The sequence below is a fragment of the Bradyrhizobium sp. UFLA06-06 genome (assembly GCF_054820065.1).
The window spans coordinates 12,325-28,510 of sequence record NZ_JADFUD010000007.1; the positions used below are offsets into that span (position 1 = coordinate 12,325).

15 protein-coding genes are annotated in these 16,186 nt (G+C 65.2%); 8 read left to right on the plus strand and 7 right to left on the minus strand.

All coding sequences use genetic code 11. From position 1 onward, the window contains the following. Window positions 1-85 precede the first annotated feature (85 nt). The 3 genes from IF803_RS07955 to IF803_RS07965 are packed head-to-tail and all read left to right on the plus strand — an operon-like array spanning window position 86 to window position 2,907. A complete protein-coding gene (locus tag IF803_RS07955; RefSeq protein ID WP_461191811.1) occupies window positions 86-1,135 on the plus strand; it encodes an aromatic ring-hydroxylating dioxygenase subunit alpha in 1,050 nt (349 codons plus the stop codon). A 14-nt stretch (window positions 1,136-1,149) separates the two neighbouring features. Continuing rightward, window positions 1,150-1,902 (plus strand): GntR family transcriptional regulator, encoded by a 753-nt coding sequence (locus IF803_RS07960; RefSeq protein ID WP_038382468.1) that lies wholly within the window; start codon window positions 1,150-1,152, stop codon window positions 1,900-1,902. Window positions 1,903-1,914: 12 nt separating this feature from the next. Further along, a complete protein-coding gene (locus IF803_RS07965) occupies window positions 1,915-2,907 on the plus strand; it encodes a PDR/VanB family oxidoreductase (protein WP_461191812.1) in 993 nt (330 codons plus the stop codon). 189 nt (window positions 2,908-3,096) lie between these two features. On the opposite strand, the gene IF803_RS07970 is transcribed toward IF803_RS07965, so the two are convergent. Beyond that, window positions 3,097-5,058 carry a putative bifunctional diguanylate cyclase/phosphodiesterase gene (locus IF803_RS07970; protein WP_461191813.1) on the minus strand — a complete coding sequence of 654 codons (1,962 nt, stop codon included), beginning with the start codon at window positions 5,056-5,058 and terminating at the stop codon, window positions 3,097-3,099. 224 nt (window positions 5,059-5,282) lie between these two features. On the opposite strand from IF803_RS07970, the gene IF803_RS07975 reads away from it, so the two are divergent. The 3 genes from IF803_RS07975 to IF803_RS07985 are packed head-to-tail and all read left to right on the plus strand — an operon-like array spanning window position 5,283 to window position 9,584. Next, on the plus strand, window positions 5,283-6,320 hold the full coding sequence (locus tag IF803_RS07975; RefSeq protein WP_461191814.1) for a VOC family protein: 1,038 nt from the start codon (window positions 5,283-5,285) through the stop codon (window positions 6,318-6,320). Window position 6,321: 1 nt separating this feature from the next. Then, the gene (gene mhpA / locus IF803_RS07980) at window positions 6,322-7,911 is read left to right on the plus strand and encodes a bifunctional 3-(3-hydroxy-phenyl)propionate/3-hydroxycinnamic acid hydroxylase MhpA (protein ID WP_461191815.1); all 1,590 of its coding nucleotides are present in this window, start codon (window positions 6,322-6,324) and stop codon (window positions 7,909-7,911) included. Window positions 7,912-7,970: 59 nt separating this feature from the next. Further along, on the plus strand, window positions 7,971-9,584 hold the full coding sequence (locus IF803_RS07985; protein ID WP_461191816.1) for a GMC family oxidoreductase: 1,614 nt from the start codon (window positions 7,971-7,973) through the stop codon (window positions 9,582-9,584). A 181-nt stretch (window positions 9,585-9,765) separates the two neighbouring features. Here IF803_RS07985 and hemE read toward each other — a convergent pair whose 3' ends face one another. After that, a complete protein-coding gene (hemE, locus tag IF803_RS07990) occupies window positions 9,766-10,812 on the minus strand; it encodes a uroporphyrinogen decarboxylase (RefSeq protein ID WP_304496947.1) in 1,047 nt (348 codons plus the stop codon). A gap of 123 nt (window positions 10,813-10,935) precedes the next feature. Between hemE and IF803_RS07995 the strand changes: the two genes are divergently transcribed. Next, window positions 10,936-11,121 (plus strand): hypothetical protein, encoded by a 186-nt coding sequence (locus tag IF803_RS07995; RefSeq protein ID WP_028338569.1) that lies wholly within the window; start codon window positions 10,936-10,938, stop codon window positions 11,119-11,121. Window positions 11,122-11,244: 123 nt separating this feature from the next. On the opposite strand, the gene IF803_RS08000 is transcribed toward IF803_RS07995, so the two are convergent. The 3 genes from IF803_RS08000 to IF803_RS08010 form a co-directional block, all read right to left on the minus strand. Further along, entirely contained in the window at window positions 11,245-11,532 is a 288-nt protein-coding gene (locus tag IF803_RS08000; RefSeq protein WP_245288617.1) for a PilZ domain-containing protein, read from the minus strand. A gap of 153 nt (window positions 11,533-11,685) precedes the next feature. Next, a complete protein-coding gene (locus IF803_RS08005; RefSeq protein ID WP_461191817.1) occupies window positions 11,686-13,356 on the minus strand; it encodes a pilus assembly protein TadG-related protein in 1,671 nt (556 codons plus the stop codon). A 1-nt stretch (window position 13,357) separates the two neighbouring features. Then, on the minus strand, window positions 13,358-13,771 hold the full coding sequence (locus IF803_RS08010; protein ID WP_028338572.1) for a TadE/TadG family type IV pilus assembly protein: 414 nt from the start codon (window positions 13,769-13,771) through the stop codon (window positions 13,358-13,360). 379 nt (window positions 13,772-14,150) lie between these two features. On the opposite strand from IF803_RS08010, the gene IF803_RS08015 reads away from it, so the two are divergent. Beyond that, window positions 14,151-15,038 carry a LysR family transcriptional regulator gene (locus tag IF803_RS08015; protein ID WP_461191818.1) on the plus strand — a complete coding sequence of 296 codons (888 nt, stop codon included), beginning with the start codon at window positions 14,151-14,153 and terminating at the stop codon, window positions 15,036-15,038. Between the two features lie 29 nt (window positions 15,039-15,067). On the opposite strand, the gene IF803_RS08020 is transcribed toward IF803_RS08015, so the two are convergent. Then, a complete protein-coding gene (locus IF803_RS08020; RefSeq protein ID WP_038382484.1) occupies window positions 15,068-15,283 on the minus strand; it encodes a SlyX family protein in 216 nt (71 codons plus the stop codon). Then, window positions 15,276-16,067, minus strand: coding sequence for an oxygen-dependent tRNA uridine(34) hydroxylase TrhO (trhO, locus tag IF803_RS08025; RefSeq protein ID WP_461191819.1), 792 nt, complete (start codon window positions 16,065-16,067; stop codon window positions 15,276-15,278). Before trhO ends, IF803_RS08020 begins: the two co-directional genes overlap by 8 nt. Window positions 16,068-16,186 lie beyond the last annotated feature (119 nt).

Consider the following 16,186-nt stretch of genomic DNA (forward strand, 5'->3'; position numbering starts at 1 on the left):
TGGCGTCAATTTCGGCCATTATCGCTGGATATTGCCTCTTTCTGGCATTTTATGTATACAGGTAGGATGCATTAGGGAGGATCCAGTGCCAAAACCCTTTCCAATGAACGCGTGGTACGCGGCCGGCTGGGATGCCGAGATCAAGCACGCGCTGTTGCCTCGGACGATCTGCGGCAAGCATGTCGTGATGTACCGGACGGGCGACGGCGAGGTGGTGGCGCTGGAGGATGCCTGCTGGCATCGCCTCGTACCGCTCTCCAAGGGCCGGCTCGATGGCGATGCCGTGGTCTGCGGCTATCACGGCCTGAAATACAATGCGCAGGGCCGCTGCACCTTCATGCCCTCGCAGGAGACGATCAACCCGTCGGCCTGCGTGCGCGCCTATCCCGTCGTCGAGCGCCACCGCTTCATCTGGCTCTGGATGGGAGATCCTGCGCTCGCCGATCCCGCGCTGGTGCCCGACATGCACTGGAACCACGATCCGGCCTGGGCAGGCGACGGCAAGACCATTCACGTCAAATGCGACTATCGCCTCGTCGTCGACAATCTGATGGACCTGACGCACGAGACCTTCGTGCACGGCTCGAGCATCGGCAATGATGCGGTCGCCGAGGCGCCGTTCGACGTCACCCATGGCGAGAAGACGGTCACCGTGACGCGCTGGATGAAGGGCATCGAGGCGCCGCCGTTCTGGGCCAGGCAGCTGCAGAAGCCGGGACCGGTCGACCGCTGGCAGATTATCCGCTTCGAAGCGCCGTGCACCGTCAACATCGACGTCGGCGTCGCGCCGGCCGGTTCGGGCGCCCCGGAGGGCGATCGTTCGCAGGGCGTCAACGGCTATGTGCTGAACACGATCACGCCCGAGACCGAGAAGACCTGCCATTATTTCTGGGCCTTCGTCCGCAATCACCGCATCACCGAGCAGCGGCTGACCTCGGAAATTCGCGACGGCGTCGCCGGCATCTTCCATGAGGACGAGATCATCCTGGAGGCGCAGCAGCGGGCGATGGACGAGAATCCGGACCGGGTGTTCTACAATCTCAACATCGACGCCGGTGCAATGTGGGCGCGGCGCGTCATCGACCGCATGGTGGCGAAGGAAAATCCGCCGCAGCAGCTGCAGGCTGCCGAGTAGGCGAGGGGCGGGCCATGGCGGAACGCGAAACCGATCGTTCAGTGTCGCAGACCGTGCGGGCGCAGCTTGCGCTGCGCGACCTCGTTCTCTCCGGCGGCCTGCGGCCCGGCGAGCGCATCTCGGAACTGCAGGCGGTCGAGTTCACCGGGGTCTCGCGCACGCCGGTGCGGATGGCGCTGGTCCGGCTGGAGGAGGAAGGCCTGCTGGAGGCGATTCCTTCCGGCGGCTTCATGGTCAAGGCATTTTCCGAGCGCGACATTCTCGATTCGATCGAGCTGCGCGGCACGCTGGAGGGCCTGGCCGCGCGCTTCGCCGCCGAGCGCGGCGTCTCGTCGCGCGATCTCGAGCCGCTGAAGGAATGCCTCAACGAGATCGACGGCCTGGTGCGGCAGGATCCGATTTCGGTCGAAGCCTTTTCGTCCTATGTCGCGCTCAACGCGCGCTTCCACGCGTTGCTCACCGAGCTGTCGCGCAGCCCGCCGCTGATCCGGCAGATCGACCGCGCCTCGGCGCTGCCATTCGCCTCGCCGAGCGGCTTCGTGATGGCGCAATCGGCCTTGCCCGAAGCGCGCCAGATCCTGCTGATCGCGCAGGATCACCATCGCATTGTGGTCGACGCCATCGAGAACCGCGAGGGGGCGCGCGCCGAGGCGATCATGCGCGAGCATGCAAGGCTTGCGGCACGCAATCTGCGGCTGGCGCTGCGCAACCGCAGCCATCTCGATCTGCTGCCGGCGCTGGCGCTGATCAATTCGGCAGCCGGCTGAGCGGAGAACGCCATGCGATTCATCGAGACCTGGACATCCGCCACGCTGCTCGCTGTGCGCGACCTCACGCCCGGCATCCGTGAATTCCTGCTGCGGCCGGATAACTTTGCGGGTGCGCCCTATCCCGTCGGCAGCCATATCGATGTCGGCGTCACCATCGAAGGCCAGCCGCAGACCCGCTCCTATTCGCTGGTCGGCGAAGCCGATCCGCAGGGCTACCGGATCGCAGTTCGGCACGCAGCGGATTCCCGCGGCGGCTCGCGCTACATGTGGTCGCTCGCGCCGGGGGCGCGGCTCAACATCACGCTGCCGACCTCGCTGGTGCAGCTCGACTGGACGCGGCGGCAGTATTGCCTGATCGCGGGCGGCATTGGCATCACGCCGATCGTCGGTGCGGCACAGGCGCTCGCCCGCCGCGACGCCGGCGTGACGCTGCACTATGCCGTGCGCACGCGCGGCGATGCGGTCTATCTCGAACCGCTTGAGCGAGCGCTCGGCGACCGCCTCACCGTCCATGCCGGCGACGAAGGCAGGCGGCTCGACCTCGACGGCGTCTTTGCGGCGCTGCCGCAGGATACGATGACGCTGTTCTGTGGCCCGATGCGGATGCTGGACGCGGCGCGGCGCGCCTGGGAGGCATCAGGCCGCCCGCTCACCGATTTGCGCTACGAGACCTTTGGATCGAGCGGGCTGCTGTCGACCGAGCCGTTCCGCGTGCGGCTCAGGGGCCAAGGGACCGAGCTGGGGACCGAGTTCGTCATCCCGCGCGACCGGTCGATGCTGGACGTGCTCAACGAAGCCGGTCATGAGGTGATGAGCGACTGCCGGCGCGGCGAATGCGGGGTCTGCGCACTCGACGTGGTCGATGTCGACGGCGAGATCGACCATCGCGACGTCTTCTTCAGTGACCATCAGAAGCGGGAGAGCCGCAAGATCTGCGCCTGCGTCTCGCGCGCCCGCGGCACCATCACGGTCGACACTCTGCATCGCGCCGACGTGCTCTAACCTTACTGCGGCGCGAGTCTTTCTCCGCTGTCATTGCGAGGAGCGATAGCGACGAAGCAATCCATCCAGCCGCGTTTGCGGACAGATGGATTGCTTCGCTTCGCTCGCAATGACGGCGGAATTTGCTCGCAGCCTCCCGGGATCAGCAGAGTCCGACCGACGCGCTCATCCCGCGCGCCCTCGATGGCGCTACGCCGCGTGCACCGAGTGCTGCGGATCGTGATCGAGCAGTGCGGAAATCTCGCTGCCTGACATCGGCCGCCCGATCAGATAGCCCTGGACCTCGTCGCAGCTGGTCTGGCGCAGATATTCGAGTTGATCTGCGGTCTCGACGCCTTCGGCCACGACGCCGATCTGCAGCTCCTGCGCGAGGCCGATCACTGATTTGACGATCGCGGCGCAATCCGGCTGGGTCAGCATGTCCCGGATGAAGGACTGATCGATCTTGATGCGGCTGAACGGCAGCTTGCGCAGATAGGTCAGCGACGAGAAGCCGGTGCCGAAATCGTCGAGCGCGACCGTCAACCCGAGCTCGAGCAGCGCGTGCAGGATCGCGGGCGCCGATCCATATTTCGAGATCAGCATCGACTCGGTGATCTCGATTTCGAGACGGTTCGGCGCGACATTCGCCTCGGCCAGCGCGTCGACGATCGTCTGCAGGATGCCGACGTTCTGGAACTGGACCGCGGAGAAATTGACCGCGATGCGGATGTCGTCCGGCCAGCGCGACAGCATCGCGCAGGCACGGCGGATCACCCACTCGCCGAGTTGGTGGATCAGTCCGCTTTCCTCGGCGATCGGGATGAAGACGGTCGGCGGGATCAGGCCGCGCGTCGGATGCTGCCAGCGCAGCAGTGCCTCGAAGCCGGTGACGCGGCCTTTGCGGATGTCGAGGAACGGCTGGTAGACCAGAAACAGCTCGTCCGCCTCGATGGCGTGCTCGAGGTCCCGCTGCAGGGCGCGGCGGTCGCGCGCCGACTGGTCGTCGCTGGCCTCGAAGAAGCAGATGGTGCCGGGCGCGGATTTCTTCGCCCGGTAAAGCGCGATGTCGACATGCTTGAGCAGATCGTGGGACGTGCTGCCGTCCCGGGGCGCCAGCACGATGCCGATGCTGATCGTCCGGTTGACCTCTAGCCCGTCGATCGGGAACGGGTCGGCAAAGGCCGCGACGAACCGTTCGGCGATCGCAAACGCGTCCTCGGGCCTCGTCAGATTCGACATGATCAGGGCGAACTCGTCGCCGCCGATCCGTGCGACATGTTCGGCCGCGCGCGTGCAGCGCTGCAACCGGGCCGCCACCTGCACCAGGAACTCGTCGCCCGCCGGATGGCCGAACCTGTCGTTGACCTCCTTGAAGCGATCGAGATCGAGCAGCAGCACCGCGAATTCCTCGCCCGACCGCGCCAGCCGGTTCAGTGCGTCGTTGAGAGCCTCATTGAAGGCGACGCGGTTCGGCAGGTGCGTCAGCGGATCCTGCCGCACCGTCCGCTCGGCCTCGTGCTGGGCGATGATCCGCCGCCTGAACTCGAACGCGTTGAGGAACACGCCGCGCAGCAGCACCGAGCCGTAGACCAGGACCAGCACGGCCATCAGGAGATAGACGAAATCGCCGTCCCGGCTGAGGCAGATCGCGGTGCCGACGAAGATCGGCGCGGTGAAAGCAATCGCGGCGATCGGGATGGTGGAGAACGCGAAGGCGCCGCCGGCCAGCATTCCGGCGCACAGGCAGGTGATGACGAGCTGGGCGCCGCTCGATGCGTTCGCGAAGAAGGCGACGGGGACGACGCCCCAGGCCGTCCCGAGCGCCAGCGCATTGCGCACCAGCCGGTACATGGTTCGGCGCGACACGAATTGCGGCTTGGCGATGCGGCGCGCTGCACGCGCCTGCAAGCCGAAGAACAGCGCCGCGCTGCCGACCGCGGCCGCCCACACCAGCGCAAAGGCCCAGTCCGGCGATTGCCACAGCGCAATCGCCAGCACCAGCGCGTTGCAGGCGTTGGCCAGCATGATGCCGAAGGAGTAGCCGAGCACGAGCGAGACCTGTTCGGCGCGGATGTGGCCGGCAAGCGCTTCATCCGCCGGTGGTGCACCGAAGGCCGCGAGGTCGCCCGCGAACAGGGTCGCGAAATATGATCTCAGATGGGTACGCATCACTACGTTGCCTGCCCGGTTTGGCCATGGCGCCGTGGCGAAGAATTCTCTGCAAACCTTTGACAAACTATGAACTATTGAAACGGACCGTGTCACGGCGGGCCCCTCCTTCGGTTCCACCGGCGGGCATTGCTAACAAATCGATACAAATGCGTGAGGCGAGGTCACGGAGCGGCAAAGCTTGCCCGACGCTGCCCTGCTTGATCCCCCGCGGGTTTTTCGCAATGAGTTGGGTTCCCGCGAACGGCAAGAACCAGAAGGTGCGCATGAGCCTCCCGATCACGAACCACGATCCCGGGTTCCGGATCACGCGGGCCAGCCATGTCGTCCTGACCGTGCGTGACCTCGCGGCGAGCCGGCAGTTCTACGAAAAGGTGGTCGGGCTGATCCTGACCGCGGAGGAGGGCGGCGCACTCTATTTCCGCGGCGTCGAGGAGGCCTGTCATCACAGTCTTGTGTTGCGCAAAGGCGAGGGCGCCGCCTGTGCGCGGCTCGGCCTGCGGGTCTTTCAGGACGATGACCTCGACCGGCTCAAGGCCTTCTTCGAAGCGCAGGGCTGCCGGGCTGGTTGGGCCGAGGTGCCGCATCAGGGCCGCACCCTGCATGCGACCGATCCGGCCGGCACGCCGCTGGAGTTCTGCGCGACCATGCCGGTGGTGCCGCGCATGATCACCAAATTCACCCGCCATGCCGGCGGCTCGGCGCTGCGGCTCGATCACTACCAGGTCCTGACGCCCGAAGTGCGCAAGGCGTGCGAGTTCTACACCGCGGCAGGCTTTCGGCTCAGCGAGTATATCGCGCCGGCTGATACCTTCGATCTGCGCGGCGTCTTCCTGCAGCGCAAGGGCAATCCGCACGACATCGTGTTCTTCAACGGCGCCGGACCGCGGCTGCATCATTTCGCGTTTCTCGCGCCCGAGGTTCATCATCTACTCAACGCCTGCGATGTCGCCGGCGAGCTCGGCTATGGCGCGGCCGTTGAACGCGGCCCCGGGCGCCATGGGCCGGGACACGCGATGTATGTCTACATGCGCGATCCCGATGGGCATCGCGTCGAGCTGTTCAACACCCACTACCAGATCATGGACATCGAGAACGAGCCGGTCGCCTGGGATCCGTCCGACCATACGATCTCGTTCCCGTGGGGATTGCCGGCGCGGCAGGCCTGGTTCGAGGAGGCGACGCCGTTCGAAGGTGTCGCGATCAGCGAGCCGCAGGTGAAGCCGAAGCCGCTGACGCTCGAGAGCTACCTCGCGAAGTAGCATGTCAATGCCAGCCGATAATCCCATTCATGACGTGGCCATCGTCGGCCTCGGGCCGGTCGGTGCCATCTTTGCCAATCTGCTCGCGAGATCCGGCTTGAGGGTCGCAGTCGTCGAGCGCGTTGCCGACATCTACGACAAGCCGCGCGCGATCACGCTCGATCATGAAGCGCTGCGCGTGCTGCAGGCGATCGGGCTCGGCGATTTCATGGAGCAGGCGATCGCCCCGCATAACGGCTCGCACTATCTCGGCGTCGACGGTGAGATCATCAAGATCTTCGACCCGATGCCGCCGCCGTTTCCGCTCGGCTGGATTCCGAATGTGACCTTCGTGCAGCCGGACGTCGAGCAGGCGCTGCGCGACAGGCTCGCCGACTATCCGCATGCCGACGTCTTCCTTGCGGCCACAGGAGTGGCGCTGGAGCAGGATGACGGCGCGGTGACGCTGACCGCGCGCCGCGAGTCCGGCGAGGAGGTCTTGATCCGCGCGCGCTATCTGGTCGGCTGCGACGGCGCCAACAGCTTCGTCCGCAAGCAGCTCGGCATCGGCCTCGACGACCTCGCCTTCGATGAATGGTGGATGGTGGTCGACACGCTGACCAGCGATCCCGCCAGGCGGCCGGCCAGGAGCTTTCAGTATTGCCGGCCGTCGCGTCCCGGCACCTTCGTGCCGGGTCCGCGCAATTTGCGGCGCTGGGAGATCAAGTTGCTGCCCGGCGAGGACCCCGAGGCGGCCGGCGTGCCTGACAACGTCGTGAAGCTGCTCAAGGGGTTCACCGATATCTCCGATCTGACGATCTGGCGCTCGGCGGTCTATCGCTTTCACGCGCTGCTCGGCCAGCGCTGGCGCGACGGCCGTGTGCTGCTGATGGGCGATGCCGTGCACCAGACGCCGCCGTTCCTCGGGCAAGGGCTGTGCGCCGGTATCCGCGATGCGGTGAACCTGGCCTGGAAGCTCCGCCTTGTGCTGCGTGGCGACGCGGGCGATGCGCTGCTCGACAGTTACGAAATCGAGCGCAAGCCGCATGTCCGCGCCGTCGTCGCCAGCGCCAAGGAGTTCGGCAAGATCATCGGCGAGCTCGATCCGGTGGCCGCCGTCGAACGCGACATACGGCTGCGCGCCGACCTGAAGGCCGGCAAGGCCGAAACCATCAGGCAGAAATTCATCCCCGATCTCGTCTCCGGCCTGATCGCACGTGATGCTGCGCTTGCCGGGCGGCTGTTCGTGCAGCCCCATGTGCGCGCGCCGGATGGGCGGACGTGCCGGCTCGACGATCTGCTGAAACCGGAATTCGCGATCGTGACGGCGGCGGCGGAGCCGATGGCGTGGCTGTCGGGGACGTTCCGTGCCGCCTGGCAGCATCTCGCCGGCGAGCGCGTTGTCATCACCGTATCCGGCGAAAGCACCGATGCGAACGGTATCCTGACCGTGGTCGAGCGCGACGGGCTGTTCGCCGACTGGATGCGGCAACATGGCGCCGCGGCGGTCATCGTGCGGCCCGATCGCTACGTGTTCGGCTCGGCTGGCAGCGCCGACGAGCTCAATATGCTTGTCGGGCAACTGCTCCAGAACCTCAGCGCAGGGCACTAGCCTTTTCAAGGCTGCGCTTTGTCTGTACCACCGGAAGAAAGAAATTCCGGGGGAAACCAGTGAATAATAATCATGATGCGGCGGAGTATGATTACGTCATCGTCGGCGCCGGCTCGGCCGGCTGCGTGCTCGCCAACCGCCTGAGCGCTGACGGCAAGCACTCGGTGCTGCTGCTCGAGGCCGGACCGAAGGACAGCAACATCTGGATCCATGTCCCGCTCGGCTACGGCAAGCTGTTCAAGGAAAAATCCGTCAACTGGATGTACCAGACCGAGCCGGAGCCCGGCCTCAACGGCCGGCAGGTGTTCCAGCCGCGCGGCAAGGTGCTCGGCGGCTCCAGTTCGATCAACGGCCTGCTCTATGTGCGCGGCCAGCACGAGGACTATGACCGCTGGCGACAGCGCGGCAATGCCGGCTGGGGCTATGACGACGTGTTGCCCTATTTCCGGAAGGCGGAAGATCAGCAGCGCGGCTCCAACACGTATCACGGTGCCGGCGGCCCGCTGCCGGTGTCGGATTGGCGGCATCACGATCCGCTGTCGGAGGCCTTCGTGCATGCCGCAGCCGAGGTCGGCATTCCCACCAATCCGGATTTCAACGGCGCGGCCCAGGAGGGCGCGGGTTTCTTCCAGACCACGACGCGGCGCGGCCGGCGCGCCTCGACGGCGCGGTCCTATCTGCGGCCGGCGTTGACGCGCGGCAATCTCCATGTCGAGACCTCGGCGCTGGCGCAGCGCATCATGTTCGACGGCAAGCGCGCGAGCGGCGTCGCCTACAAGCAGGACGGGCAATTGCGCAAGGCCAGGGCGCGCAAGGAGGTGCTGGTATCGAGCGGTGCGTACAACTCGCCGCAATTGTTGCAGCTCTCCGGCGTCGGCCCCGCCGATCTGTTGAAGCAGCACGGCATCGAGGTCGTGCTCGATGCGCCCGGCGTCGGCAACGATCTGCAGGATCACATGCAGGTCCGCATCGTCACGCGCTGCGCGCAGACCGTCACGCTGAACGACGTCATCAATCATCCCGTGCGCCGCGTCATGGCGGGCCTCCGCTACGCCGCGCTGCGCAAGGGGCCGCTGACGATCGCCGCCGGCACCTCCGGCGCGTTCTTCAAGACCAGCCCGCGGCTGGCGTCGCCCGACATCCAGATCCACTTCCTGCCGTTCTCGACCGACAAGATGGGCGAGAAGCTGCATCCGTTCTCGGGCTTCACGGCCTCGGTCTGCCAGCTGCGTCCGGAGAGCCGCGGTTCGCTGAAGATCAGGAGCGCGGATCCGGGCGTGCCGCCGGAAATCCGCATCAACTATCTGGCGACCGAGACCGATCGCCGCGCCTTCATCGATGGCATCCGCATCCTGCGCAAGATCCTGGCCGCACCGGCGCTGAAATCCTACTCAGTGGGCGAGGTCGATCCCGGCGCCAAGGTGGTCAGCGACGACGATCTGCTCGATTTCTGCCGGCGCACCGGCAGCACGGTCTATCATCCGACCTCGACCTGCCGGATGGGCAACGATCCGCTCGCTGTGGTCGACCAGCGGCTCAAGGTGCGCGGCATCGAAGGTCTGCGCGTGGTCGATGCGTCCGTCATGCCGGACCTGATGTCGGGCAATACCAATGCGCCGACGATCATGATCGCGGAAAAGGCGTCCGATATGATTTTGGAGGATGCCAGGTAGCCCGCCGTTGTTCAGTCCGTCACCCTGAGGAGCGCGTAGCGCGTCTCGAAGGGTCGACGGCCCCGATGTTTCGGCGCGCGGCCCTTTTCACTCCTGGCGAGACCCGGGCCGTCGACCCTTCGAGACGACCGCTGCGCGGTCTCCTCAGGATGACGGTGATAGGTCCGTAACTCGGGCTACCTCAGCCCTTATACGCGCGCACCCGCGCGACCATCTGCTCGACATGGGCGATCGGCGTCTCGGGCAGGATGCCGTGGCCGAGATTGAAGATCAGCCGCCCCTTGCCAAAATTCTCCAGCACATCGTCCACCGCGCGGTCGAGCGCGGCGCCGCCGGCAATCAGGGCCAGCGGATCGAGATTGCCCTGCACCGCGACGCGGTTCTGCACGCGCTCGCGGATCATCGACGGCTCGGTGGCCCAATCGATCGAGACCGCATCGACGCCGGTTTGCTCGATATAGGTCGGCAGCAGGCCTGCCGCGCCGCGCGGGAAGCCGATGATCCTGGCACCGGGGACCTGCTTGCGCACCCCGGCCACGATGCGCCTGGTCGGCTCGATCGACCAGCGGGCGAATTCGCGCGGCGGCAGCACGCCGGCCCAGGTGTCGAAGATCTGCAGGCAGTCGGCGCCGGCCTTCAACTGGCCGACCAGATAGTGGATCGAGTTCTCGACCAGCACGTCGATGATCTTGGCGAACGCGTCCGGATGGCGGTAGGCAAGCATCCGCGCGGGTGCCTGGTCCGGCGTGCCCTGTCCGGCCACCATGTAGGTCGCGACCGTCCACGGCGCGCCGCAGAAGCCGATCAGCGCGATCTCGGGGGCGAGTTCGCGACGGACGCGACGCAACGCTTCAAAAACCGGCTCGAGCTGGTCGAAGTTGGCATGGGTCGCCAACGTTGCGATCTCGCCGGGCGTTGCCAGCGGATCGAGCCGGGGTCCTTCGCCGGCCTCGAAGCGCACCGAGCGGCCGAGCGCGTAGGGGATTACCAGGATGTCGGAGAAGATGATCGCGGCGTCGAAGTTGAACCGGCGGATCGGCTGCAGCGTGACCTCGGCGGCGAATTCGGGCGTGAAGCAGAGATCGAGGAAGCCGCCGGCCTTGGCGCGCAGCTCGCGATATTCCGGCAGATAGCGGCCGGCCTGGCGCATCATCCAGAGCGGCGGCGCGGCCTGCCGGTGGCCCGACAGCACGTCGATGAGCGGCTTCTTGGTGGGATCCTGGGGCACGCGGATGGTTCCTGATCACGGTCAAAATTTGCGCCCCTGATACACGCTGCAGCGCAATGGGCCAAGGCGGTTCTGGAACCCCTCTTTGCGTGGCCGCGTTGTCCCCGCGAATGGAGGGACGACATGGCCGACAAATTCGATCCTGCCCCGCACGACAAGCATGCCGAGAAGCCGCACGAGGCGCAGGCTGCCGACCGCAAGGCTCGCGCCCGGCTGAAGGAGGGGCTCGAGGATACCTTCCCGGCCTCCGATCCGGTCAGCGCCACGCAGCCCGCGCCCTCGAAGCACGACGGCAATCGGGACAATTAGCTGGTATATCCCAGCGGCTGCTAACCACGATGCCAAGTGAGTTCAACATGCGGCGACCTAGTCGCCGCGCAGCGATGGCTCGGATCGACCGGGCCCGTCCGCGTAACGTGACTGCCGGGATAACTAGACGGGGCCGCTTGCGGGGCGCTGCATCCGGTCAGATTCGAAGGTCACGCCGAGCCGCCGCTCCAGGCGCCAGGCCACAATGCAGTGCCGCCGGATCGGTTCGCTCTCGATCTCGAGCTCGAACGCGAGCGGGATTGCGACGTCGCTTTCCACGGCGAGCCCCGCGCCGCCGGTCGAGAGGTTGAGCACGAGACATCCGACACTTGTGTTGCGGAAGAAGATCGTCCCGCGCTTCAGCAGGATCGTTCGTTGGCTGTCGGTCTTGTATCTTATCGTTGTGCTCACGGCAGTCTCCTACCCCCGATGTGATGCCCGTCGCGACCGGTCCCCTCAAGCGCGATGGTCGCGCTTTCGCTGCTTGTTTGAGCATGATCTCCGCGCAAACGCCTTGCGTTTGTCGCGAGGAAAAAACCGCTTCGCACTTTTCCGGATCATGCTCTAGTTCACCAGCACGGCGCCGTCGCAGCGGATGCCCAGCACCCAAACGTCGACCTGGCCGAGCCCGATGCCGAGCGTCGCGAGCAGCGACGCCAGCACCTGATCGACTGAACTCGTCACGCCATTCAGGATGCTCATGACGAGCGCCCCCAATCCCGGGATTGGCAGCCCGAGCGGGCCGAGATTGATGGTCAGCGAGAGGTCGCCGAGCAGGCTTCCTGTCAGCGATGAAAGGAAGTTGGTCGTCGTCACCGTCTTCTTGGTGCCCGACTGGATGTCGCTGTAATTGAAATTGACATTGGTCGGCGTGGTGTTGCCCATGCCGGCATGGGCACGGCCGGTGACGGTGGCGAGACCAAGGTTGACCAGGGTCGCCGGCGGCGGATTGGGCTTGGTCGTGAAGTTGGTCATGTCGGCGACCGTGACGTTGCCGATCCATGCATCCACGATCCCCGGCGTCACGCCGATCGTGACCTGCGAGGTGCTGATGTTCGGGTGGCCGCAGGACACCGCGCTGAGTGTCGCAGTACCCGAGGCGACCTCGACATAGACCGGGAGATTGATCGCGGACACGGTGCCGGAGCCGAGAACATTGATCGTCGCCAGGATCCTGGTCTGCGCGGTATGGACACTCACACCCTGGGTGCCGATCGCGATCCAGCTCGATCCGACCGGGCGCTCGCCGATCGTTGCGATCACGGAGACATTGGCGATGCCCGGCAGGCCGAGATTGATCGAGGTTGCGATCTGATGGTTGCCGTTGGCGATCTGCGCCACCGTGGAAATCAGGTCGAACACCGAAACACTGGCGCCGACCTTGGGTTTCTGCCCCACAGTAAGATTGGCAAATGGACCGAGGTCGACCAGCGTGCCCGGCGAAATCTTGGTGGTGGAGCCGGTGACGGCCTGGGAGATCGTCGACAGCGCGGTCGTCGCCGCGTTGGCGCCGTTGGTGATCTGCTGCGTGGTCAGCGCGGATGCGACGATGTCGCCGACCTTGATGTTGCTACTCAGCAGGTCGCTATAGGTGACGCCGGTCAGGTTGACCCGGGTCGCCAGTGCCGACAGGAAGTCCAGTGCGTCGATCTTCGCGCTGATCAGCGCATTGTAGTCCATCACCGAGAGCGACAGCGTGGTGCCGAGCATCGAGCCGAGCAGCGCATTGAGCGCGCCGCCGTTGACCGAGAGCAGCCTCGAGCCGATCGCGAACGAGGCCATTTCGGTCGATGTCGCGGTGGCGGTCGTCTTGATGGTGAAGCTGCTCGCGCCGGTCAGGTAGCGCGCGAAGTAGAGCGGGGTCTGGGTGTTCAGCGTGACCCGCGCGGCGTTGGGAGTGCCAACCGCCGGGGTCACGAAACGGGCCTGCGGCGCGATGGCGCTGTTTGCGGTGTAGGTTCCTGTCTCGACCTTGACCAGCGCGCTGGCCGGGTACTTGTTCTGCGTCACGGTCGCGGTGGCGGCGTTGACCGAATTGTTCAGGTTGGCGGCGGCGACGATCGCGGCGAGATCGGCGGTGCTCTGCGTCTTGCGCCGGTCGGCGAAGATCGTGCCGAGATCGATTGCGAGCCCGGCGCACCCGATCAGGAGCGTCATCAGGCCGGCGCTGATCATCGCGAAGTTTCCTCGTTCGTCGGCGCCAAAGCGCCGCATCAGTATGAGGACGCCTCTCATCCTAGAATCCCCCGTACTGAATCGCCGCGGAGCGCACGATGGTGCTCGCCGGCGCGGGGACGAAGGGCAGCTTGTAGATGAAGTTGCCGGCCGCGTTGTAGTTGACCGTCACGACGTAGACGTTGGCATTCGATGGAGACGGCGCGGCATTGACCGTGAGATTGCCGGGAACGAGCAACGGATAGGTCGACGCGTTGGCGGTGACGTAGTTCGTCGCGAGGCTGTTCCGTTCGGTGTCGGTCATTCCCGCGATGGATGACCGCGCCGCTTCGGCGGCGAGTTGCTGAACGCCATGCACCATGGCGAGATACGAGCCGAAGACGATGATGCCGAAAATGAAGGCAAGAAACAGCGGCAGCATCAGCGCGAATTCGACGGCAGACGCACCGCTTCGGCAGCGAAAAAACCTGGTCATTGCAACACACCTCGAAACGCCGACTACGACGTCACGTTGCGAGGCTTTGATTAAGGAAAACTATGAAAACGCTTTCGCGAATCGGCGGCGCCAATCCAGACTTATCGGGTCAGTGAAACGTTATGGGGCGATCAGAATATTTGATGCGATATCCGCAAAAACCCGGGGCGTGGTGCGGTTGACGGGCTGCGGCGTGTGGAGATGCAGTTGTCGGATACCGTGATAAGCGGAGAAATGCACGTAACAATACATATGGCCTGCAATATCAGTGTCTTGGCGGTAATTGTACCTAAACGAAAGTGCAACCAAATGTTAGTATAGCCTGATCACATACTGTGGAGATTGGAATTGCGTCCCCGCTGAGATTGGAGGGCTCGCGATGCATAGACCGCGTCAGCATTTGAATATTCCTACTGAAATCGTTCGCACCGTCGTTGCGATCGCCGAGACGGGCAGCCTGTCGAAGGCCGGGGAGCGTCTCGGCCTCAGCCAGCCGGCGATCAGTTCGCAGGTCAAGCGACTGCAAAGCCTGATTGGTGGCGCGCTCTTCGTCAGAACCGCAAACGGCACCACGACCACCGAGCTCGGCAAGGTCGCCGTGCAGCAGGCGAGGCGCATCCTCGAAGCCAACGATCAACTGCTTCGGCTCGGCGGCAATCATGAAGGACCCCAGCCGTTGCGGCTGGGAATCAGCACGATGCTCGCCGAGGAATTCCTGAAGCTGCATCCATCCGATGCACTCGCCGACGTTCTGCTTCACGCCGACATGTCACCGGCCGTGATCAGGGGATTGATCGACGGCTACATCGACATCGCGTTCGTCTACAGCAACCCTTCGCTGGAGAACGAGGACGAGGTGACGATCGCCGCGGAGGCCGACGAGCGGTCGGTGTGGGTGCGATCGCGCGATTTTGTGCTGCGGCCGGGCGCCCCGATCCCGATCCTGGCCTGGCCGGGTGACGATTGGATGATCCGGACGCTCACCAAGCACAACATCACGTACAAGATCGTGTTCAGGAGCCCGAACCACCAGCTGCGTCTGGAAGCCGCACGGGCCGGATACGGCCTGACGGCGTGCCCCGAGCGGATGATCCCGTCCTCACTGATTTCGGCGAAGGATTATTATCTTCCGGAGCTTCCGGTGCAGAAGCGCCTGCTGTGCGTTCGCCCTGGGCTCGAAGGCAGCCGCGCCACGGCGATGGTGCAGCGGTTGTCCAGCCTGTTCTTCAGCGGCGCGAAGCCGATGCGTCAGGTGAGCAACATGTAGCCGGTGCTGCCGCGGTCTGGCGGCACCGGTCAATAGTGTGGTGGGCGCTCGTTGGCGGGGCCGGGCGCATGGCGTTCGGCCTCCTGAAGCCGGTCGCGCAACTCGGCGATCTGGCGCGTCAGCGCGTCGATCTGCTTCCATTGTGCCGTGATGGTCTGGTTCAGCGTCTCGATGGTTTCGTCCTGATAGGTCAGGCGGACCTCCAGTGCCTCGATCCGCTCGCCCAGCTTTGCCGTGTCATTCATGGACGGCAGCCTCGCAGGCGGCACCCGCGCGCTCCACGTCGCTCGAAAGCGCTCCCGCACTCTCGCGCAGGCCGTGGCCGAGCGCGACACGCTCGTCGAACACAAAGCAGTCGCCGCGCCAGCGGCTGTCCCGCTGCGGCGTTTCCTCGAGATATTTCAGGATGCCGCCCTTGAGGTGATAGACCTCGGCAAAACCTTGCGCGAGCAGATAGGCGCTGGCCTTCTCGCAGCGGATGCCGCCGGTGCAGAACATCGCAATCCTGCGGTGCTTCGCCGGATCGAGGTTTTGCGCCGCAAATTCCTTGAATTGACCAAAGCTGGCGATCCTGGGATCCACCGCGCCTTCGAACGTGCCCATCGCGACCTCGAACGCGTTACGGGTGTCGAGCACCGTGACGTCAGGCGCGGCGATCAGCTCGTTCCAGTCTGCGGCATCGACGTACGTGCCGACCTGCCGCGTCGGATCGACCGTGGTGTCGCCGAGCGTGACGATCTCCTTCTTCAGCCGCACCTTGAGCCGCTGGAATGGCATTTGCGCGGCTGCGGAGAACTTCAGCTCGAGATTGTCGAGGCGGCCGCCGAACAGCGGCCCGCGCCTGAGCTCCGCAACAAAGTCGTCGATGCCCTGGTCGGTGCCGGCAATGGTGCCGTTGATGCCCTCATGGGCGAGCAGCACGCTGCCCTTGAGATCGAGCCCGGCGCAGAACGCGCGCAGCGGCTCGCGCAGCGCGCGGAAGTCCGGCAGCGCGGCGAACTGGTAGAAGGCGGCGACCTTGAAGGGCATCGCCGGGGTTTATCAGGCCGCCCGGGCCGGCGAAACCCGCAAAGCCATGCATTGTCGGGATAATTCCCCTGGCATGCCAGGCATTGCTCAGCCGGGGATGAGTGTGCCATGTACTTGGC

Bases quoted from the DNA above. Each gene is read 5' to 3' on its own strand.
- IF803_RS07960 (WP_038382468.1), top strand. From the start codon at position 1,150: ATGGCGGAACGCGAAACCGATCGTTCAGTGTCGCAGACCGTGCGGGCG.
- IF803_RS07965 (WP_461191812.1), top strand. From the start codon at position 1,915: ATGCGATTCATCGAGACCTGGACATCCGCCACGCTGCTCGCTGTGCGC.
- IF803_RS07970 (WP_461191813.1), bottom strand. From the start codon at position 5,058: ATGCGTACCCATCTGAGATCATATTTCGCGACCCTGTTCGCGGGCGAC.
- IF803_RS07975 (WP_461191814.1), top strand. From the start codon at position 5,283: ATGAGTTGGGTTCCCGCGAACGGCAAGAACCAGAAGGTGCGCATGAGC.
- mhpA (WP_461191815.1), top strand. From the start codon at position 6,322: ATGTCAATGCCAGCCGATAATCCCATTCATGACGTGGCCATCGTCGGC.
- IF803_RS07995 (WP_028338569.1), top strand. From the start codon at position 10,936: ATGGCCGACAAATTCGATCCTGCCCCGCACGACAAGCATGCCGAGAAG.
- IF803_RS08005 (WP_461191817.1), bottom strand. From the start codon at position 13,356: ATGAGAGGCGTCCTCATACTGATGCGGCGCTTTGGCGCCGACGAACGA.
- IF803_RS08010 (WP_028338572.1), bottom strand. From the start codon at position 13,771: ATGACCAGGTTTTTTCGCTGCCGAAGCGGTGCGTCTGCCGTCGAATTC.
- IF803_RS08015 (WP_461191818.1), top strand. From the start codon at position 14,151: ATGCATAGACCGCGTCAGCATTTGAATATTCCTACTGAAATCGTTCGC.
- IF803_RS08020 (WP_038382484.1), bottom strand. From the start codon at position 15,283: ATGAATGACACGGCAAAGCTGGGCGAGCGGATCGAGGCACTGGAGGTC.
- trhO (WP_461191819.1), bottom strand. From the start codon at position 16,067: ATGCCCTTCAAGGTCGCCGCCTTCTACCAGTTCGCCGCGCTGCCGGAC.